General features: G+C 66.9%; 21 protein-coding genes. 5 read left to right on the top strand and 16 right to left on the bottom strand.

Annotation, left to right across the window (positions count from 1 at the left end):
• On the bottom strand, positions 1 to 906 hold a 906-nt coding region (locus AC1DF4_RS18460; RefSeq protein ID WP_476914233.1), incomplete at its 3' end, for a M20/M25/M40 family metallo-hydrolase.
• A 332-nt stretch (positions 907 to 1238) separates the two neighbouring features.
• Between AC1DF4_RS18460 and AC1DF4_RS18455 the strand changes: the two genes are divergently transcribed.
• Positions 1239 to 2426, top strand: coding sequence for a TerC family protein (locus AC1DF4_RS18455; RefSeq protein ID WP_476914232.1), 1188 nt, complete (start codon positions 1239 to 1241; stop codon positions 2424 to 2426).
• Here the strand turns inward: AC1DF4_RS18455 and AC1DF4_RS18450 are convergent.
• The 5 genes from AC1DF4_RS18450 to AC1DF4_RS18430 all read right to left on the bottom strand — a co-directional run bounded on the left by AC1DF4_RS18450 (position 2423) and on the right by AC1DF4_RS18430 (position 5246).
• Positions 2423 to 3067, bottom strand: coding sequence for a dTMP kinase (locus tag AC1DF4_RS18450; RefSeq protein ID WP_476914231.1), 645 nt, complete (start codon positions 3065 to 3067; stop codon positions 2423 to 2425). The two genes, AC1DF4_RS18455 and AC1DF4_RS18450, sit on opposite strands and share 4 nt — an antisense overlap.
• Before the next feature lie 73 nt (positions 3068 to 3140).
• A complete protein-coding gene (locus AC1DF4_RS18445) occupies positions 3141 to 3665 on the bottom strand; it encodes a hypothetical protein (protein WP_476914230.1) in 525 nt (174 codons plus the stop codon).
• 29 nt (positions 3666 to 3694) lie between these two features.
• On the bottom strand, positions 3695 to 4021 hold the full coding sequence (locus AC1DF4_RS18440; RefSeq protein ID WP_476914229.1) for a GYD domain-containing protein: 327 nt from the start codon (positions 4019 to 4021) through the stop codon (positions 3695 to 3697).
• A gap of 113 nt (positions 4022 to 4134) precedes the next feature.
• Positions 4135 to 4614 (bottom strand): NUDIX hydrolase, encoded by a 480-nt coding sequence (locus AC1DF4_RS18435; protein WP_476914228.1) that lies wholly within the window; start codon positions 4612 to 4614, stop codon positions 4135 to 4137.
• Positions 4611 to 5246 carry a hypothetical protein gene (locus AC1DF4_RS18430; RefSeq protein ID WP_476914227.1) on the bottom strand — a complete coding sequence of 212 codons (636 nt, stop codon included), beginning with the start codon at positions 5244 to 5246 and terminating at the stop codon, positions 4611 to 4613. Before AC1DF4_RS18430 ends, AC1DF4_RS18435 begins: the two co-directional genes overlap by 4 nt.
• Positions 5247 to 5487: 241 nt before the next feature.
• Here AC1DF4_RS18430 and AC1DF4_RS18425 point away from each other — a divergent pair, with 241 nt between their 5' ends.
• On the top strand, positions 5488 to 6708 hold the full coding sequence (locus AC1DF4_RS18425) for an alanine racemase (protein WP_476914226.1): 1221 nt from the start codon (positions 5488 to 5490) through the stop codon (positions 6706 to 6708).
• On the opposite strand, the gene AC1DF4_RS18420 is transcribed toward AC1DF4_RS18425, so the two are convergent.
• On the bottom strand, positions 6689 to 7585 hold the full coding sequence (locus AC1DF4_RS18420) for an MBL fold metallo-hydrolase (RefSeq protein ID WP_476914225.1): 897 nt from the start codon (positions 7583 to 7585) through the stop codon (positions 6689 to 6691). The two genes, AC1DF4_RS18425 and AC1DF4_RS18420, sit on opposite strands and share 20 nt — an antisense overlap.
• On the bottom strand, positions 7582 to 7992 hold the full coding sequence (locus AC1DF4_RS18415) for a winged helix-turn-helix transcriptional regulator (RefSeq protein WP_476914224.1): 411 nt from the start codon (positions 7990 to 7992) through the stop codon (positions 7582 to 7584). Before AC1DF4_RS18415 ends, AC1DF4_RS18420 begins: the two co-directional genes overlap by 4 nt.
• Before the next feature lie 103 nt (positions 7993 to 8095).
• On the opposite strand from AC1DF4_RS18415, the gene AC1DF4_RS18410 reads away from it, so the two are divergent.
• Positions 8096 to 8956, top strand: a complete 861-nt coding sequence (locus AC1DF4_RS18410; RefSeq protein WP_476914223.1) for an SDR family oxidoreductase — start codon at positions 8096 to 8098, stop codon at positions 8954 to 8956.
• Here the strand turns inward: AC1DF4_RS18410 and AC1DF4_RS18405 are convergent.
• The 8 genes from AC1DF4_RS18405 to AC1DF4_RS18370 all read right to left on the bottom strand — a co-directional run bounded on the left by AC1DF4_RS18405 (position 8943) and on the right by AC1DF4_RS18370 (position 18171).
• Entirely contained in the window at positions 8943 to 10295 is a 1353-nt protein-coding gene (locus AC1DF4_RS18405) for an MFS transporter (protein WP_476914222.1), read from the bottom strand. The two genes, AC1DF4_RS18410 and AC1DF4_RS18405, sit on opposite strands and share 14 nt — an antisense overlap.
• 11 nt (positions 10296 to 10306) lie before the next feature.
• Positions 10307 to 11020 (bottom strand): FadR/GntR family transcriptional regulator, encoded by a 714-nt coding sequence (locus AC1DF4_RS18400; protein WP_476914221.1) that lies wholly within the window; start codon positions 11018 to 11020, stop codon positions 10307 to 10309.
• A 10-nt stretch (positions 11021 to 11030) separates the two neighbouring features.
• Positions 11031 to 12158 carry an L-talarate/galactarate dehydratase gene (locus tag AC1DF4_RS18395; RefSeq protein WP_476914220.1) on the bottom strand — a complete coding sequence of 376 codons (1128 nt, stop codon included), beginning with the start codon at positions 12156 to 12158 and terminating at the stop codon, positions 11031 to 11033.
• A gap of 100 nt (positions 12159 to 12258) precedes the next feature.
• Positions 12259 to 13179, bottom strand: coding sequence for an AEC family transporter (locus tag AC1DF4_RS18390; RefSeq protein WP_476914219.1), 921 nt, complete (start codon positions 13177 to 13179; stop codon positions 12259 to 12261).
• 116 nt (positions 13180 to 13295) lie between these two features.
• Complete coding sequence (locus AC1DF4_RS18385) at positions 13296 to 14624, bottom strand: enolase C-terminal domain-like protein (RefSeq protein WP_476914218.1); 1329 nt, start codon at positions 14622 to 14624, stop codon at positions 13296 to 13298.
• Positions 14621 to 16231 carry an aldehyde dehydrogenase (NADP(+)) gene (locus tag AC1DF4_RS18380; protein ID WP_476914217.1) on the bottom strand — a complete coding sequence of 537 codons (1611 nt, stop codon included), beginning with the start codon at positions 16229 to 16231 and terminating at the stop codon, positions 14621 to 14623. The genes AC1DF4_RS18385 and AC1DF4_RS18380 overlap by 4 nt, the downstream gene beginning before the upstream one ends.
• A 9-nt stretch (positions 16232 to 16240) precedes the next feature.
• Positions 16241 to 17155 (bottom strand): 5-dehydro-4-deoxyglucarate dehydratase, encoded by a 915-nt coding sequence (kdgD, locus tag AC1DF4_RS18375; protein ID WP_476914216.1) that lies wholly within the window; start codon positions 17153 to 17155, stop codon positions 16241 to 16243.
• 131 nt (positions 17156 to 17286) lie between these two features.
• A complete protein-coding gene (locus AC1DF4_RS18370; RefSeq protein ID WP_476914215.1) occupies positions 17287 to 18171 on the bottom strand; it encodes a LysR family transcriptional regulator in 885 nt (294 codons plus the stop codon).
• 142 nt (positions 18172 to 18313) lie between these two features.
• On the opposite strand from AC1DF4_RS18370, the gene AC1DF4_RS18365 reads away from it, so the two are divergent.
• Positions 18314 to 19315 (top strand): tripartite tricarboxylate transporter substrate binding protein, encoded by a 1002-nt coding sequence (locus AC1DF4_RS18365; protein ID WP_476914214.1) that lies wholly within the window; start codon positions 18314 to 18316, stop codon positions 19313 to 19315.
• Between the two features lie 5 nt (positions 19316 to 19320).
• A complete protein-coding gene (locus AC1DF4_RS18360) occupies positions 19321 to 19935 on the top strand; it encodes a tripartite tricarboxylate transporter TctB family protein (protein WP_476914213.1) in 615 nt (204 codons plus the stop codon).
• The last annotated feature ends 6 nt before the right edge of the window (positions 19936 to 19941 follow it).

The following is a 19941-nucleotide window of genomic DNA, read 5'->3' as shown; positions in this document are numbered from 1 at the left end:
CCCGCCGCCGGGAATGCCTGCCCTGAGGAACGGGTCGTAATCGGAGTCGCCGTCCTCAAAGGGCGTTGTTTCCGCCGGCAGCGAGTTCTCCTTGAAGTAGCGCTCGAAGACGGCTTCAATCCCGTCGGAGCCCTTCGGCCCGGCATGCCTGAAGTCGGACCCGTCGCCGTCGTGGAAGGACCGTACACCGTTCGGCGAGGCCGCCATATCCACGTTCAGGTAGGCCGCGGTCTGCTCCTTCCCGGCCTTGCTCAACTCGTTGACGTAGTGCCGTGAACCGTCGAGGTCATTCTCCTCGGCGCCCCAGAACGCGAACACCACCCGGTTCACCGGAGTGATCCCTTTCTCCTTCATCCATTTTGCCGTCTCGAGGATGGCCGCGACGCCGCTGCCATTGTCGTTGATCCCGGGGCCATCTTCCACGGAGTCCAAGTGCCCGCCCACCACGACGGTGTGATCGGCACTGCCGCCGGTCTCGGCCAGGATGTTGAAAGTCTCCACCTGCTTCTTGCGGTCACCGCGGTACGTGAACGTCTGCCGGACCGGGGTGTACCCGGCGGCGCGTAGCTGCTCCTCAACGTACCGGCCGGATGCCTCATACCCGGACGTGCCCGACGCGCGGTTCCCGCCGTTGTCATCGGCGATCCGCTGCAGCGCCTCAAGATGGCCCATCATGCCCCGGCCCTTGAATTCCTCGAGTATCGTCCGGGCATCCACCCCGGCCACAGGCTCCAGCCGCGGAGCCTGGGCGCTGGGGCTCGTGGATCGGGGGGCCGCGGAACTCCCCGGCGCGGTGGTCACTACGTCGGGCGGAGAGCCGACTGCGTTCTCGGAAGTGCAGGCCGTCGCCGACAGCAGCAACACGGCCAGGATCGAAGGAAGTACATGCCTGCGCAGAGTCAACATGCTGGGAAACCCGTCGTTGGTCGGTTTCAGGCCGAAAGGTCAGTACGCTCGCCACTGATGCTGAGCAAGTCCGCGGCCGCCATTGAGTCCGCGGATTGCACTATCAGTTCCGTCCATTCTCGCCGACCCGGCTGTATCTTCAATAGCGCTTGGCTGTGAAAGTGCTGTGCGAATCGGGTGCCGCCCAACACGCGGCGGACTGTTCGCCGGCAGCGGACGGGTTCCCGGCGGCATCCCGTGCGCCTCCACCAGCACTTAGATTCCAACTACCATCTGTAGTACCGGACAGCGCTGGACCCAGGGGCCAGTCCCTTTACGGAAGTTGAGCAGACATGACAGTTTCACCCCTCATCTGGGCAATCACCATTGTAGTCATCCTGGCCCTGTTGGCCTTCGACTACTTCTTCCACATCCGCAAAGCCCACGTGCCCACGCTGAAGGAGGCGGCCGTGTGGTCCAGCCTCTACGTGGGCCTGGCCGTGGTCTTCGGCATCGTGGTGTGGAGTTTCGGCGGTGCCGCGATGGGGTCGGAGTACTTCGCGGGCTACATCACGGAGAAGGCGCTCTCCGTGGACAACCTCTTTGTCTTCCTGATAATCATCGCGAGCTTCCGTGTACCCCGGGAAGACCAGCAAAAGGTACTGCTGTTCGGCATCGTCTTCTCGCTGATCGCCCGCACCGGTTTCATCTTCCTGGGGGCCGCGCTGATCAACTCCTTCGCCTGGGTGTTCTACATTTTCGGCTTGATCCTGCTGATCACCGCGGGCAACCTGCTCCGGCCGGATGCCCACGGCGACGAACATGCCGACAACTTCATCATCAGAATTGCCAGGAAGCTCTTCCACACCACGGAGCACTACGACGGGGACAAGCTCTTCACCATCCACGACGGCAAGCGGGCGCTCACGCCGATGCTGCTGGTGATGGTGGCGATCGGCGGGACCGACATTCTCTTCGCCCTCGACTCCATCCCGGCCATTTTCGGACTGACCCAGAACGTGTACATCGTCTTCACCGCCACCGCGTTCTCGCTCATGGGCCTGCGGCAGCTCTACTTCCTGATCGACGGGCTCCTGGACCGACTCATCTACCTTGCGTACGGCCTGGCGGCCATCCTTGCCTTCATCGGCGTCAAGCTGGTGCTCCACGCCCTGCACGAGAACAACCTGCCGTTCATTAACGACGGCGAGCCGGTTCCCGTCGTCGAGATCAGCACCGGCCTGTCCCTCAGCGTCATCATCGGAGTGCTTGTGATCACCGTCGTGGCGTCGCTGTTGAGCAAGGCCGGCAAGGCGCAGACGTCGATCAACAACGCGCGGCGGCACGCCGTCAACTACCTCGACCTCGAATACACCGCTGACACAGCCGAACGCGAACGCATCTACCGGATGCTGACCGCGGAGGAAGCCCAGATCATGACCATGGACCTGAAGTACCGGGACAAGGCCAAGGACATCGACAAAATCCGGGAGCTGGTCGCGGAAGCGCACCGCCAGCACGAGGAGTATCTGGCCCGCTAAGCACCGGGCCCAGCGCCGGAGGACGCGGGCCCGGCCGGCGCGGGGCCGGCCGGGCAGCATTCCTGCCGCTGTCCGCCAGCGTCGGAGATGGCGGCCTGCACCCGGGAGAGGACCTCGCCGGGCGACCCGCCCGCAGGGATGTGGGTGAACCCGGAAAATTCGGGCAGGGATCGATACGCTTCGCGCAGCGTTACCAGGTCCTCAAGCCGTTCCGAATCGGTGCCCCGCACGAGGATCCTCGCGTGTGCCTCGCGGGGTTCAACGTCCAGGTAGATGACCAGGTCTGGCGCAGGGAGCGCCCGGATGAGCCAGGGAAGGAAGCGTCCCCGCGGAAGTCGGTGCATCCCGCGGAGCGCAAGCTGGCAGTGAAGATGCCGGTCCATGACCACCAGACCGTGGAATTTCCGGGCGCGGCGGTGGGAATTCAGGACATTGAAGGTGCGTACGGCAGTTTCAATGACATCCGCGCCCCGTGCGGGCAGTTGCACGCCGAGCCTGGCGCCGAGCAGGGACATCCTGCGGCGGCCGGCGTAGTTGCGGAGGAGCCGGGCGTCGGTCCCCGCCCGGCGGGCGGCCGCGACGGTGGCCTCGGCCGCCGTCGTCTTTCCCGAGCCGTCAATTCCCGTGAGTACGATCAGCAAAAAAGCTGGCTCCTTTAGGTGTTGTGTGGTGGGGGCTACCTGACCCAACGAATGAAGGCGCCGGTTGATCCCCTCAGAGGTTGTGGGCCAGCAGCTCGAGACCGATGACCAAAAGGCTCAACACTACTTCGGCGCACACAATTACGGCTTTGTGGCGGAACGGCAGCTCAAGCCGGCGGATCGCCAGGTAACCGATGACAAAGAGCGTGACAACGAGAACCACGATGGCCCATTGAAGGGCTACGGCCGTGGACCAAAGGCCGAGGCCGGCCGCCGTGAGGAGCAGGAGCGGAGTCACCAGGACGGTGAGTGACTCCGTGCAGACGGCGACCATGTGCCGCATCTCCGGGCCGCTGGGAAGCTTCGCGTGGACCGTCAGGTGGCTCAGCAGGTCGGCGACGAAGATGCCCAGCAGGGAACCGACGACGACGATCGTCAGGGTAGCGGCCGCCGCGGCGGGTGTCGTCTCGTCTGCGTGGCTCCGCAGAGCCAGCACCACGGCCAGGCTGGTGAAGGTGATGTAGACGCGCTCCTTGAGGCTTGCCGCGCGTTGGCTGGCGGTGGGCTCCGGGCGCCCGGTCGGTTCGATCGTATCCATCGGAGGCCTCCTTGTGGCGGGGCGGGCCGTCAGGCGCCGGGAGCCCTGTACCCGACGTCCCCGGCCATGCGCAGGGCTTCGAGGGTTTCGTCGACGCTCAACAGCACCGTTGTCTCCAGCGAGCTCAGAGCGCCGCCACCGGTGATTGCCAGCGCCACCGCGGCCATGGAGACGTTGTTGGGGGCCTCCCAGAGGTTGTAGCCGTCGTGGCTGCCGAAGGCGTACCAGAAGCCGTGGAGTTTTCCTCCCACTGATTCGATGTAGGCCCGGGCGGCCTTCCCGCGGTCCTCCGGGTTGCTGATCATCCTGGCCCAGGTCTCAGGGGTGTAGCTGAACTTCGACAGGTAGAGCGGCATCGTCTTTCCCTTCGTTCGCTTCCGGGAGTGCGGATTACCCAAGGATGGCAGTCAGCCGCCGGGCCAGCAATGCCCGGACGGCCCACCCGGGAGCCCGGCGGGAACAGCGCCGGTCACTGGGCGGCGCCGGCCAAGTAGTCCATGAGGGCGTCGAGGATCGGCAGTTGGCCCCTGACCAGCTTGGTGCGGGCCTCGGGCTCTCCGGCCCACTTGGCGCCGTCCACCTCGGGGTAGTTCCGGACAACGCCGGATCCCTTCGGCCATTCCAGGGCAAAGGTATTGCTCACGATTTGCGCGGGAGCATAGAAGCCGGCCTCTGCAGTGAAGACCGTGATGACCTTCCCCGAGGGTTGCCGGAAGGCGCCCAGCGCGAAATAGTCGACCGGCGGGGCGGGGGTCCCCATTTCTTCGGCGAACTCGCGCTGCGCGGCGGACAGCGGGTCCTCGTCGTCGAGGTATTCGCCCTTCGGAATCGACCACGCGCGGGCATCCTTGTGCGCCCAAAACGGCCCGCCCATATGGGCTATCCACACCTCCACGTCCGTTCCCGTGCCCCGGCGGTAGAGCAGGATGCCTGCGCTCCGGATCGTCATGGCGGGCCACCTGCCCCGGGCGTCCCGGGGGCCTGGTCCGGTCCTTCTCCGGCGCCGGCGGCCGGGAGGAACTGGCGGTTCCTGATCCGTGACGCACCGAACTGGAGAGCCAGCGGCTCAATCTCCCACGGCCCGTGTTCCCGTGTCTTGGGCCGGCCCACGGCAACGTGCGGTGTCCAGCGCGGATACCGGAAACCGAGGGCCCGCGAGCCGAGGATGAAGTCGTCCACATTGTCCACCAGCAGCTCGTCCAACAGCTCGTGCAGCGCCGTCACCAGGGAGACCTGGTAGTCCCGCACATGCTGCGGCACATCCACTTCCAGGCCGCTCACGCGCCCGCCGCCGAGCAGGACCAGCCTCACGGAGCTCGCGGTGAAACCCCCCAGCGCCGGCAGCCCCTCCAGCCAGGCAACCGTCGCGTTGGCCGCCTCAGCGGCAGTCGTGATGCCCTTGGTCCAGTCTGCGATGTCCTGGGCGAAGTCTGCCAGGACGCCGACGTGCAGCAGGGTCAGGTGGAGGCCCTGTCGCCTGCGCAGCGCATCGACGCGGCTGCCCAGTTCCTCGTAGTCGGAGGGTCCGGAGCCGATCGCGAGCACCGGCACCTCCACCGTGATCCGCGGAGCAGACTGCATCAGGTCTCCCTCCCGTCCATGCCGGACGTTGATTCGCGTGCCACTTTCCGACGGTGCCACTAACCGACGGTGCCATTATCCACCCGGGCCACTATTCACCCGCCGCGGAATCCGGCCTCCGGGCGGTGTGCCCGCCGGTTCGACGCGGAAAGGCGCATGACACAATCAACGCAACACCCGCATCGGACTCCCGCTGCCGCAACCCTGGCCGGCGGACCTGTCCCGTCACCAAAGGAGCCTCGTGAGCAGCCCGATCCAGCACCAGAACGGACCTGACAGGGACGCGGCGGCAGGGAGCCTCACGGCCCCGGCATACCCGCAGCTGAGGCTCAATATCGATGCCCTCACCAACAACATCCGGGTGATGGCGTCCTGGTGCCGGCAGCGGGGCGTGGACCTTGCCCCGCACGTCAAGACAACGATGTCCGCACCGATCATCGCGCGCCAGGTGGCGTCCGGCGCCGTCGGCGTCACCGTGGCCACCGTGGACCAGGCCGGTTCTGCACTGGACTGGGGACACCGGCACGTCCTTATCGCCAATGAGGTGGTCGATCGGCACGGCCTGATGCGCCTCCGCTTATGGCTGGAACAAGATTCCGGACGGGATATCCGCTGCTTCGTCGATTCGGCTGCCGGCGTTGACGCGGCGGCCCGGGTTTTCGCTGGAGCTGCCGTCAGCCTTGAGGTGCTGGTCGACGTCGGAACACCGGGCGGCCGCACCGGAGCCCGGAGCCTGGCCGACGCCCTTCGCCTGGCCGAGCTGGTCCATGGCACGCCCGGCCTCCGGCTCGCCGGCGTTGCCGGGTACGAGGGCGTGGTGCCCAACACCAGGGCGGAGTCCACGATCGAAGGGGTCGACCGGCACTGCCGGCTGGTGCGGGACGTGTTCGTGGCAGCCGCACGATACTTTGAGACAGCCGCCCCGATCTACTCCATGGGCGGGTCCGCGTTCCCGGACCGCGTGGTGGAACACCTTCCCGATGACCGCCTGGTGCCCGGGACCCGGAGGATCCTCCGGTCCGGCTGCTACGTCACCCACGATCACGGCACCTATGCGGCGGTCAGTCCGGTACCGGGCCTGGTTCCCGCGCTGTCGGTCCGGGCCGTCATCCTGTCCGTCCCGGAGGAGGGAATGGCCGTCGTCGGTGCCGGTAAGCGGGACCTGCCCTACGACGCCGGACTGCCGCTCTTCCTGTCAGCCCGCACCGCGGACGGCGCCCCCAAGGCTGGGGCAGCCGCCGTCGTGCGCAATCTTTTCGACCATCACGCAGTCCTCACCGGGGTGAGCGGGCTGGACGTCACGGATGTGGTCGACTTCGGGATCTCCCACCCCTGCTCGGCCTTCGACCGCTGGCCCGAATACGTCGTCACCGACGGCAACGGGCGAACCATCGATGTGTGGCACACAGACTTCCACCGTTCGTCCCTGGCCCCGGGGGGCGCTACCGGCCAAAGGCCCTGAACAGGAGGAGCCTGACGGCATGGACCGCGGACTCCCGCCGGCAGGGCCCGTTCCAGATGATGAAGTTGGCGAACCGGTGCGCCCCGGGGCGGCCGGCGACCCTGGCGGCCGCATCCCGAACCGACTCCAGGTCCCCGGCCGTCAGCGGGAGCGGCGCTTCACCGGGGTGCCAGGTCGATCCCAGCGGAAAGTCCCTGAACGGCCGGGCCGGCATTTCGATGTGGGCGCCGAGCACCACACGGACCGGGTGCGAGGCGCTGAAATCGCAGAGCCTGCGCAACGAATCCTGGAACGCCGGAAAGTCCTGCACATAGAGCCGGCCAGGGTACACCGTGTCGCCGGTGAGCAGCATGCCTGTGGCCTCGTCGTAGATGGCGACGGCGGAAGGATGGTGCCCCGGCGTCGCGATCACGTCAATAGCCCGGCCGCCAAGGTCCATTCGGGCCGTGCCCTGGGGCCAGTTGTCGATTCCGAAGAACGCCGCTACCTCGCCGGCTGAGTGTCCCACGACCCGGGTGCGGGGCCGGCCGGTGAACTGCCCGTCCGCGGCGACGTGGTCCCCGTGGGCGTGCGAGTGGGCGACGACGAGTTCGTAACTGTCCTTGGGGTGGCCGCGCAGCCAGTCCTCAATGAGCGTGTCGACTGTGGCCCGGAGCGGAAATTCGGTGGCGTCCGCCGTCGCGCCGGTATCCAGGAGGAATGCGCGGTCCTCGCCGAAGAGCAGGTAGAGAAAAGGTGCCTCGAAATTGCTCGCGAAGCTCTGCCGGAGCAGCACCGTGTGGGGCGCGGCCATGTGCACCTGGATCGGCGGCGCCGCACTGCTTCCGCGGGACCGCGTCCCCGCGTACCAGCGCGCGTCGAGATCGAGGCCGGTCACGGCGCTGGTTTTCCGTTCACGGCGCCCGCGGAGCCGTGGCCGTTGACGATTTCGCCCGCGTGATCGGCGATCCAGGTGACCAGCGGGAGCAGTACGGCAACAAGCCCGCGGCCCCGGTCGGTGAGGCTGTAGTCGACCCTGGGCGGGATGACAGCCTGGGCCTCGCGGCGGACGAAGCCGTCCCCCTCCAGCGTCTTGAGCGTTTGGGCGAGCATCTTCTCGCTGATGCCCTCGGCCCGGCGGCGCAATTCACTCCAGCGCTGCGGGCCGTTCCACAGCGCGACCAGGATCAGCACGCCCCATTTGCTGGAGACGTGATCGAGGACCGTCCGGCTGGGACAGCCGGCGGGAAAGATCCCGTCCGCGCCCTCGATGGCGGATAGGCCCGGCTCAATACTTACTTCCATACCAGTACCTTACTTTAAGGTGCGTACTCTCTTCCGGGAAGCTTTGCCGATCCGGTGCCGTTGCTATGGATGTCAGCCATTCCCCCTGGTGAAAAGGACCATCATGACCATTGTTATCACCGGCGCCACCGGACAGCTCGGACGCCTTGTTGTTGAAGCCCTCCTCGATCAGAACGTTCCGGCGGGGCACATCGTTGCCGCAGGCCGGGATATTTCCAAAGTCGCGGACCTCGCCGACCGGGGCGTCCAGGTCCGGAAGGTCGACTACAGCGACCCGGAGTCGCTGCGCCAGGCATTTGCGGGCGCCGAAAAGGTGCTGCTGATCTCCGGCAGCGAGGTCGGCCGGCGGCTGGAGCAGCACCGGAACGCCATCGCGGCCGCCAAGGATTCCGGCGTTGGGCTGATCGCCTACACCAGCATCGCCAATGCCGGCAGCACCGGCCTGCAGCTGGCGGCCGAGCATGAGGCCACCGAGTTGGCCCTGGAAGAGTCCGGCCTGCCGTACACATTGCTCCGCAACGGCTGGTACCTGGAGAACTACACCGATCAGCTGGGCAGCTACGTCCAGCACGGAGCCGTGCTCGGCAGCGCCGGTGAGGGACGCGTCAGTGCCGCCACCCGCGCCGACTACGCCCGCGCCGCCGCGTCGGTTCTGCTCCTCGAAGGCCAGGCCGGAACGGTGTACGAGCTCGGCGGCGACGTGCCGTTCACCCTGCGCGAGCTGGCTGAGGAAGTCAGCTCCGCCGCCGGGCAACCGGTGACATACCAGGACCTGCCGGTAGAGCAATACACGGAGGTGCTGGTTGAGGTAGGGCTGCCGGAGGCGTACGCGGCCATCCTCGCGGACAGCGACCGTGGCATCGCCCGCGGCGAGCTGCTGGTGACCAGCGGTGACCTGAGCCGGCTCATCGGCCGGCCCACAACGTCCCTGCGGGAGGCCGTGCGGGCTGCTACGGGACGGTGACGGCTTCCTGAGGAATTCGCCCGGCCCCGCGCCGGGCCCTCGGGCCCCGTTCGGTCCGGCGTTCCTTTACGAAACAGACGAGTCCGGCGGCAAGGGTGGACGCCGCGGCGAGGGCGAAGAGCCCGGGCACCACGCTTCCCGTCTGTTCCTTGATGATGCCGAAACCGAAGGGGGCCACGAAGCCGCCCAGGTTTCCCAGCGAGTTGATGATGGCGATGGCCGGCGCGAGGACCAGCGGATGCAGGCCCGACTGGGGGATGGTCCAAAACAGGGGAGTCGCACTCTTGAAGCCCATCGCTGCGACGGACAGGAAGACCAGCGCGAGGGCCGGGGAGGCGACTGCGGCAGCGAGCGTTCCGGCCGCGGCGACCAGCAGGGCAGCCGCCAGCAGGGGCCGCCGGGATTTCGCACTGTCCTGCCACCTGGCCGCAAAATACATGGCAACTATGGCGCAGACCCATGGAATGGCGGACAGGAATCCCACACTGAGGTCCGTGGTTCCCGGGATCCGCCTGATGATGCTGGGGAGCCAGAAGGTGTTGGCGTAGACAGAGAGCTGGATGGCGAAGTAGATGCCGCACAGCAGCAGGATTTGCGGATTCAGGAGCATCTTCCAGCGGTTCAGCCGTCCTTCCCCCACGCTGGTGTGCCGGGCGTCCTCCTCCGCGATGGCAGCGCCCAGGGCGGACTTTTCACCGTCACTGAGCCACTTGGCGTCCTGGACTTTTGCGTCGAGCAGGAAGAACACAACGGCCCCGACCACCACGGAGAGTAAACCCTCGAACCCGAACAGCCACTGCCAGCCACGCAGGCCCAAGACGTTGTGGAGACTGAGCAGCAGCCCGGCGATCGGCCCCGAGATGGCCGCGGCGACGGAGGACCCGGCGATGAAGATTGCCGTGGCCTTGCCGCGCTGGCCGGCCGGGACCCAGCGGGCGAAATAGAAGATGACTGCGGGGAAGAAGCCCGCCTCGGCGGCGCCGAGGAGGAACCGGAGTGCATAGAACATCGCCTCGTCCTGCACGAATGCCATCAGGAACGCGACGATGCCCCAGCTGACCATGATCCGGGACAGCCAGATCTTCGCACCGTACTTTTCCATCATGACGTTGCTGGGCAGCTCAAAGATGGCATAGGCGATGAAAAACAGTCCGGCGCCCAGGCCGTAGGCTGCGGCGCCGATGCCGACGTCGGCTTCCAGCTGTGCCTGGGCGTAACCGATGTTGGACCGGTTGAGCTGGTTGCAGACGAGCATGACCAGCAGAATGGGCAGCACGCGCTTAAAGAACTTCTTCGTGGCGGTTGCCACGTCCGTGACGGCGGTGTCGACAGACTGCATGCGGAATGTCCTTAGCTTTCGTCCCGGTGCCCGGAAGCGGGCGTGCGGAGCCGGCGTCGGGAGTTTGCCAGGTGGGTCCGCATGGCGGCCGACGACGACGGTCCGTCGCCTTCCGCGATGGCGGCGTAGATGGACCCGTGTTCCAGCACCACCTGCTCGAAGTGCTCCCGGACATGGTGTTCCCCGCCGGTGATGAGGCGGGTCCGGGGCATCGCGATCATCGTCTGACCCAGCGAGGCCAGGCAGTCGGAAAAGAACGGGTTGCCGGTGGCCGCCGCGATGGCGCGGTGGAATTCGTAGTCCGATTTCATGGCGTGCGCCGGGTGGGCGCCGCTGGCGGTGAACTCTTCCAGCGCCCCCCGGACCGCCTGAAGCTGCCGTTCCGAGCGGTTCCGGGCCGCCAGGGCGGCGGCCTCGGACTCGACGCCGATGCGGAATTCAAGCAGCTTTTCGCGGTCTTCCAGGCTGGCCACCGGCCGGCTCCCGGGTACCGGCCGCGCGTCCGACGGGGGAGGGGTCAGCGCGAAACTGCCCCGCCCCCGTTCGGTTTCGACGAGTCCTTCCGCCTGCAGGCGGGTGAGCGCGGAACGGACCACCGTCCGGCTGACGCCGAACTCGCCGATCAGGGTGTTTTCGCTGGGCAGCTTGTCGCCCGGCTGGATCACGCCGTCGACAATGCGCATGCGAAGATCGGCGGCGAGGTCCGCGGTCAGGTTCCGGCTCATGGGTTCAAGGTTACTTGCCGAATTCCACTGACTCGGTCGTCCAGGCCCGCGCCTGGTCGCTGAGCGTAATGCCCAGGCCGGGGCGGTCCGGGACCAGCATGCGGCCGTTCTTGGTTTCCAGGCGTTCGTTGAAGAGCGGGTCCAGCCAGTCGAAGTGCTCCACCCACGGTTCGCGCGGGTAGGCCGCGGCGAGGTGGAGGTGGATTTCCATCGCAAAGTGCGGGGCCAGGCCGAGTCCGCGTTCGTCCGCCAGTGCGGCGAGGCGGAGGAACTGCGTGATGCCGCCGACGCGCGGCGCGTCGGGCTGGATGATGTCGCAGCCGTTGGCAGTGATGAGGCCCTTGTGTTCGGCGACAGAGGCCAGCATTTCACCGGTGGCGATGGGGGTGTCGAGGATCTGGGCGAGGTGCGCGTGGCCTTCAAAGTCGTAGGCGTCGAGGGGCTCTTCGATCCAGACGAGGTTGAATTCCTCCAGCTGGCGGCCCATCCGCAAGGCGGTGGCGCGGTCCCACTGCTGGTTGGCGTCCACCATGAGCGGGACGTCCCAGCCGATGTGTTCACGGATGCCGGCAACCCGGCGGAGGTCCTCGGCCGTGTCCGGCAGGCCCACCTTGATCTTGATGCCGCCGATTCCCTCGTCCAGGAGGACGCTGGCGCGGGCCCTGACCTCATCGAGGGAGGCGTTCAGGAAGCCGCCCGATGTGTTGTAGGTCTGCACGGAGTCCCGGTAGGAGCCGAGGAACTTGGCCAGCGGCAGTCCGGCGCGCTTGGACTTGAGGTCGTAGAGGGCAATGTCAATGGCGGCGAGTGCCTGGGTGGCGACGCCGGAGCGGCCCACGGAGGCGCCCGCCCAGAGGAGTTTGGTGTACAGCTTGCCGATGTCGTTCGGGTCCTCCCCGATGATGCCTTCGGCGACTTCCCGGGCGTGGGCATACTGGGCCGGGCCGCCGGCGCGCTTGGAGTAGCTGAAGCCGATGCCGCTGTGGCCCTGCTCGGTGGTGATTTCGGCGAAGAGGAAGACCACTTCGGTCATGGGCTTCTGGCGCCCGGTGAACACCTTCGCGTCGCTGATGGGAACGGCGAGCGGCAGCCTCGCGGTGGACAGCTTTACGTGGCGGATCAGATCAACGCTGGTCATGGATTCTCCCTGGAAAATGATTGCCGGGCTACGACGCCCGGGCACCTACTGAGGATACAAGTTACCGGCTTGTATAACAAGTAGTTTCTTGGCGGGGCAGTCAGCCCAGCAGCCACGCGACGGCCAGCAGTGCGCCGGCGCTCAGGACGGTGGTGCAAAGGATCACGTCCCGGGCCATCGTGACGCCCCGGCCGTAGGGGGAGGCGAAGAGGAACACGTTCTGGGCGGTCGGCAAGGCCGCCATGATGACGCTGGCGAGCAGGTGCTGGCCCTCCAGACCAAACACGAAGCGGCCCAGCGCCCACACGATGAGCGGCATCCCGGCAATCTTCAGGGCGGTGGCGACCAGCGTCTCAGTCCGGTCGTCCCCTTTCTGCAGCGGCGCCCTGCCGGCAAGGGAGAGGCCAAAGGCGAGCAAGACCATGGGGACAGCCCCGCCGGCCAGCATGTCGATGGGTTTCTGAAGGAGCTCTGGAGCGCTCCAGCCGGTCAGGGCCACGGCGGCGCCCAGCCCGGAGGCGATGATCATCGGATTCGCGACCGGCTGGATCAGCAGCTTTTTCCACGAGATGCTGGCTCCTCCGGCCAGTCCCAGGACGGTGAGGTAGAACGGGGCCATAACCAGGATCTGCACCAGCAGCACCGGGGCCACGTGCTGCGCCGTCCCCACGGCGTAGAGCGACACGGGGATGCCGATGTTGTTGGCGTTTGCGTAGCTGCTGGCCATGGCGCCGACGGCGGTTTCGGCGACGGGCCGCCGGAAGAACAGGAAACTGAGCAGGCAATAGAGAAGCCCCACTGCCGCTGCGGAAAGCAGCGCCAGCGGGGCGTCCGTACCGAGCGCGGCGCGGATGTCGCTGCCGGCCACCACGGTGAACAGCAGCGCCGGGTTGGTGACGTAGAAGGCCGTGCGGGTGAGGGCGCCCTGGACCTCGGGTCCCAGGACCCGCAGCCGGGCGGCGAAATAGCCGACGGCGATGACGGCGGAGACGATCAGGATTCCGGAGACAACGCCGCCCAAAATAGGCCCTTCAAAGGTAGCTGTGGCCGGGACCCGGCCCGGGTGGGATTCCGCACGGCCCTCTCCCATGAATGAAGGAGGGCGGGCCGTGCGGAAGGATGGGGAATGGACGCTGCTTACCGGACGAGGCAGGGCCGCTTCGGGTCGAAGGCCCAGCCGTCGACGTAGTACTGCATGCCGATGCTGTCGTCCCGGGCATCGAGCCCATGTTCGAGGTACAGCTGGTGTGCCTTGGCAAGGGCGTCGCGGTCCAGTTCGATGCCAAGCCCCGGGGCAACCGGAACGTCGATGGCGCCGTCGCGGATCTGCAGCGGCTGCTTGGTCAGCCCCTGGCCGTCCTGCCAGATCCAGTGCGTGTCCAGCGCCGTGATTTCGCCCGGAGCGGCAGCTCCGGTGTGCGTGAACATGGCGAGGGAGATATCGAAGTGGTTGTTCGAGTGCGAGCCCCAGGTCAGGCCGAATTCGTGGCACATCTGCGCCACGCGGACGGAGCCGTGCATGGTCCAGAAATGCGGGTCTGCCAACGGAATGTCGACGGCGTTGCTCCGGATCGCATGGGACATTTCCCGCCAGTCGGTCGCGATCATGTTGGTCGCGGTCCTGAGCCCGGTGGCGCGGCGGAACTCCGCCATCACCTCGCGGCCGGAGAACCGGCCCTCGGCGCCGCAGGGGTCCTCGGCGTAGGCCACAACACCCTGCATCCGCTTGCCCAGCCGGATGGCCTCCTCCAGGAGCCAGCCGCCGTTGGGGTCGAGGGTGATCCGGGCCTCCGGGAAGCGCTTCGCCAGGGCCGTGACGACGTCCACTTCGGCGTCGCCGGAGAGTACGCCGCCCTTGAGCTTGAAGTCGCTGAAGCCATAACGCGCCTGCGCGGCTTCGGCCAGGGCCACAACGGCGTCGGGGGTCATGGCCTCCTGGCGGCGCAGCGTTTCCCACCGGTCCGACGGCGCCGCCTCCACGAGGTACGGAAGGTCCGTCCGCTGGTGGTCGCCGACGAAGAAGAGGTATCCGAGCATCGGCACCGAACTCCGCTGCTGCCCGTCGCCCAGAAGTTCCGCCACGGGGACGCCGAGGAACTGGCCGTGAAGGTCCAGCAGCGCTGATTCGACGGCGGTGACGGCGTGGACGGTGGTGCGCAGGTCGAAGGTCTGAAGGCCCCGGCCGCCGGCGTCGCGGTCCGCGAACCCGGCCGAAATCCCGCGCAGCAGCGAACGGTACCGTGCCACGGGCTGCCCGTTGATCAGCTTGCCGGCTTCCTCGATGGTGCTGCGGATCTTTTCCCCGCCCGGTACCTCGCCGAGGCCGGTGCGGCCGTCCGAGTCCGTCACGATCACGATGTTGCGGGTAAAGAACGGGCCGTGCGCGCCGCTGAGGTTCATCAGCATGCTGTCGTGGCCCGCGACCGGGACCACCTCGACATGGGCAATGGTGGGCTGCGTGGTCACGCGTTGACCTCTGCTTTCTCTGTTGCTGCGGCATCTTCGACGACGCCGTCGATCCTGCGGTTCAGCTGCCACGGATTGTCGTCCTGGAGCGCCACCGGGAGCAGTTCCTGCGGCAGGTTCTGGTACGCGACGGGCCGCAGGAAGCGGTTGATGGCCAGGGTGCCGACGGAGGTGGTGCGGGTGTCCGACGTGGCGGGGAACGGGCCGCCGTGGACCATGGCATGCCCGACCTCGACGCCGGTGGGCCAGCCGTTGACGATGATGCGCCCGACCTTTTGTTCCAGTGCCGGGATGAGCGGTGCCGCCGCCCGGTAGTCCTCTTCGGTCAGCTGCAGGGACGCGGTGAGCTGGCCCTCCATGCTGCGGACCGCGTCGATCAGCTCGTCGGCGGTGGAATACCGGATGATGAGGCTCGCTGCACCGAAGATTTCCGCATGGAGCACGTGGTTGCTGGTGAAGTCGGCGATTCCGGTGCCGAAAATCGTGGGTGCCGGCGCGTTGTCGCTGGCACCGGCGGAACCCTGCCCGACGACGCTGACGTTCTCGGCAGAGCCGAGTGCCTCGGTGCCCGCGTTCCAGGATCCGGCGATGCCCGCGGTCAGCATGGTCTGGCCCTCGCAGGCCGAAACGGCATGCTCGACGGCGGTGACGAACCGGTCTCCCGCACCGCCGGCGGGGGCGAAGAGGAGGCCGGGGGAGGTGCAGAGCTGCCCGGAGCTTCCGGTGACGGCGGTGACGTACTGGGAAGCCAGCGCATCGGCGTCGCCCGTGAGCGCCCCGGGGAACACGAACACCGGGTTGAGCGAGGACATCTCTGCGTAAACGGGAATCGGTTCCGGGCGTGCGGCGGCGGTGCGCATCAGGGCGATGCCGGCGGACTGCGAGCCGGTGAAACCCACTGCTTTGATCGCAGGATCCGCCACGAGCGCCTGGCCAATGCTGCTGCCGGGGCCGTAGACCAGCGAGAACACGCCGGGGTGGAGGCCGAAGTCCCGTACTGCCTTGGCGATGGCCTGCCCGACGAGCTCTCCGGTGCCCGGATGGGCGTTGTGCGCCTTGAACACCACGGGGCAGCCGGCGGCAAGCGCGGAGGCGGTGTCTCCGCCCGCCGTCGAGAAGGCGAGCGGGAAGTTGCTGGCGCCGAAGACAGCGACGGGTCCCAGCGGGATCTGGCGCTGGCGGATATCGGCACGGGGCAAGGGAGCGCGGTCCGGCAGCGCCGGGTCGATCCGGACGCCGCGGAAATCTCCGTGCCGCACGACGTTCGCGAAAAGCCGCAACTGGCCGGTGGTGCGCGCACGCTCGCCCTGTAGCCGGGCGGCGGGCAGGCCGGTCTCCTGGCCTGCCCGGATGATCAGCTCGTCGCCGATTGCCTCGATGTTGTTGGCGATGGCTTCCAGGAACCCGGCGTGGGTCTCGGGATCGAGTGTGCTGAAGGATTCAAAGGCGGCCGCGGCGGCGGAGGTCGCCGTCGTGAGTTGCTCCTCCGTAAGCAGCGTGTACTCCGGTTCGAGGCGCTCGTTGCTCGCGGGGTTGACGCCGAAGGTGGTCTTGCCGTCGCCGGGGACGGGACGGCCGGCGATCAGGGAGTGTCCGGTAAGGGTCACGGGTTCCTCCTAGGAGATTTTTGCGATGAGGGCAGTGAGGTCCGCAAGATCCTGCGGGGCGAGGTTCTGCAGCGGGGGCCGGACGTCGCCGGCGGAGCGGCCAATCGCGTCGAGCCCACCCTTGACGATGGAGACGGAGTAGCCCTTGACCCGGTCCCGGATGTCCAGGTACGGGATGACGAAGTCGTTGAGCTTCTTGTTCACCGCGACCCGGTCGTTGTTGCGGACGTCCTGGTAGAAGTCCAGGGCGAACTGCGGGACGAAGTTGTACATCGCGCTGGAGTACGTGCTCATGCCCAGCTGCAGGAGCGGGAGGGCGAACGTTTCCGCCGTGGGGAGGCCGCCGAGGTAGAAGAGGCGGTCGCCGAGCTTGGCGTAGACGCGGGCGTCGTGTTCCAGGTCGCCCACGCCGTCTTTGAACCCGATGAGGTTCTCGTGCCGGTCCGCCAGGGTGGCCACAGTGGTGTCCTTGTAGATGGCGTTGGCCCGGTTGTAGATGATGACACCCAGCGACGTGGCGCTGCAGATGGCGCTGACGTGCTCGATCAGGCCGCCCTGGTCCGCTTCGGTCAGGTAGGGCGGCAGGAGCAGGATGCCTTCCGCGCCTGCTGCCTCGGCGGCCCGGGCATTTTCGATGGCCTGGGCCGTGGATCCTCCGGCGGAGGCGAGGACGGGTACCCGCGCGCCGACCTCGTCGACGGCGGCGCGGACCACGCGCTCGGATTCGGCCGGCGTCAGGGAGAAGCCCTCGCCGGTACCGCCCGCTGCGAACAATCCCGCCACGGGGAAACTCGCCTGCCAGGCCAGGTGCTTGCGGTAGTTCTCCTCGTCGAACTGCAACTGCGCATCGAACGACGTGACGGGGAAAGAGAGCAGGCCCTCCTTGAGAGCGTTGGCCAGTTCCTGGGGTGTGTATTTTGCCACGATATGGTCCTCCGGGTGGGCGCCGTGATTGGCGTAAGGGGTGTGATTCCCCTTCAGCGTAGGCCCGGCTTTCATGCCTGTCTAAGTTCATTTTTGTATGCGGTGATACCCTGAGTGCATCATGGCGGGCATCACTCCATGGCGTACTCAAGCTCGGCCAAGAGCCGGCCCAGCGCAGGGTTCTCCACCTTGCGGTTCCAGATGGCATGCAGTTCCACGGGTTCGCCCCTGCTGCCCGTCAGTGGCAGGAACTCGACACCCTGGATTCCCAGTGCCGTTGCCGAGTGCGGCACGAAGGCGACACCGCGCTTGGCGGCGACCAGTGAAACCATGGTCAGGATCTGGCTTACGGTATGGACCACATTGCCGTGCTGGATAGGAAAAGTCCGGATCACGAGGTCGTAGAAGTAGCGCGCCTGCTGCGGCGAGTGCATGATGAGCGGCTCGTTCATCAGTTCGTCGTTCTCGATCGACCGGCCCAGGGCTGCCAGCCGGTGGCCGGCCGGGACGGCGAGCACCATTGACTCGCGGTACAGGAGGTGTGAATCAAACACCTCGCTGTTGAAGGGTGGCCGCGCCAGGCCGAGATCCAGCTCTCCGGTCTGCAGGGCCTGGACCTGCTCGCCGGACACCAGTTCCTGGAGGTCGATGTCTACGTCGGGCAGCCTCGTTGAAATTTCCTCCAACAGCGGGCCCAGGATGCTGAGGCCGCTGGCGGCAGTGAAGCCGATCCGCAGCAGGCCCGAACGTCCCGAGGCGATCCGGCGGGCGGTGACCGGGGCGCGTTCGGCGAGCGCCACGAGGCGCCTGGCCTCATCGAGGAAGGCCACGCCGGCATGTGTCAGCTGAACCTTCCGGTTGTCGCGTTCGAGGAGTTCCGCGCCGACGCTCCGCTCCAGCTTCTGGATCTGGCGGCTCAGGGGAGGCTGGGTCATGTTCAGGCGCTCCGCCGCGCGGCCGAAGTGGAGTTCTTCCGCGACGGCAATGAAACCGGCCAGCTGGTCAAAGGTAAACATGATGCCTTCCTGGTATCACCCGATGCATATTTGGGCTTAGACATGCATCATAGTGCCTCCCTACACTCGATTCAGCGAACCGGCAGTGATCCGGTTCACATGCTTCCGGGGCCGTCGCCCCGCATGTCAACGAGGAGTTCCAATGATGCACTTCCCCACGCGCCGCACCGTTATCGGTGCGGCATCCGCCGTCGCGCTGCTGGCCCTGACCGCCTGCGGCAACGTCGCCGCCGGCAGCACCAGTTCCGCCAAGTTTCCCAGCGGCCCGGTCAACCTCACCGTGGGCCAGGCAGCCGGCGGGAGCACGGACCTGATTGCCCGCGCCATCTCCGAAGGGGCCGGCAAGACGCTCGGCGCCCCGATGCCCGTGGTCAACAAGCCAGGCGCCAACGGCGCCCTTGCCACCAAGGAAGTGGCGGGCAAGCCGGCCGACGGCCAGAACCTGGTGCTGGTCACGGCCTCCCTCATCACCATCACTCCGCTGGCAGTCACGCCGGACGAGGCCGTCAACATCGATGACCTGGACATCATCGCCGGCCTGTCCCAGGACGACTACGTGCTCGTGGCCAGCAAGGCATCGGGACTCAACACCATCAAGGACCTGACCGGCGCCGGCCGCAACATCACGTTCGGCACCACCGGCGTCGGCACCGGCAGCCAGCTCGCGCAGAAGGTGCTCTTCAAGCAGGCCAACGTACAGGGAACGGACGTCCCTTTCGACAGTGGAAAGCCCGCCCTGACGGCGGTCCTCGGTAACCAGGTCGAAGTGTCCACCATCCAGCTCGGTGAAGCCATGCCGCAGATCCAGGCCGGCAAGGTGACCCCGCTGCTCGTCTTCTCCGAAGAGCGGAACTCCTTCCTCCCGGACGTCCCCACCGCCAAGGAATCAGGCTACGACGTTCCCGTGGCGCAGTACCGCGCCGTCGCTGCCCCGAAGGGCACACCCCAGGACGTGAAGGACAAACTGCTCGCAGCAATCCAGGAGACCCTCAAGACGGAGTCCTACAAGGAATTCAACAAGAAGAACATGCTGACGCCGAAGGAAATCTCCGGCGCGGAGGTCGTAACCCAGTGGAAGGACTACGCAGCGAAATACAAGTCCCTGGTTGAGAAGTACGACATCAGCCTCAGCGGAACCAAGTGATTCGAGTGAAGACGACCACTCCTGTTCCCGGCGGAGCGGGCAGCGCCCCCTCCGCCGGGAACGGCCCGGACCAACTTCCGGGCAACCTGCCGGCCGGCTCCCCGGGAGGCATTCCCAACGGGGGACTGGATGAGCTGACCCCCGAACAGCTGGCCGCCCAGTGGGAGGATGAAAAGCCTCCCGCGGCCGGGCCGCTGGCCAATGCGGCCTCCTCGCTGGTGGTCATTGCCGTTGGCCTGGGCGCCCTGGTGCTGTCCATCGCGATGGGCCTCGGGACCCTGGCCGCGCCACAGCCCGGCCTCTGGCCCTTCATCATCAGCTGCGTGATGGCGGGCCTGGGGCTGGTCCAGCTCATCGCCGGCCGGCACAACCGCGATGCGGAAAAATTCACCCGCATGTCCATGGCCCCGCTCACCGGCCTGGTCACGCTTGCGCTCATGGTGGCGCTGATGCCGGTCATCGGCTTTGAGCTGCCTGCCCTCGTCCTGTGCATCATCTGGATGCGGTTCCTCGGCGGCGAAACCTGGCGCTCGACGCTGCTGGTCAGCGCCGTTGTTGTGGCGGCGTTCTACGGCATCTTCGTCCTGGCGCTCAACACCTCCATTCCCCACCTCTTCTAGGAGAAC

The sequence above is a fragment of the Arthrobacter sp. 05N429 genome, assembly GCF_056397045.1.
This window is presented reverse-complemented; position numbering and strand designations above follow the sequence as displayed.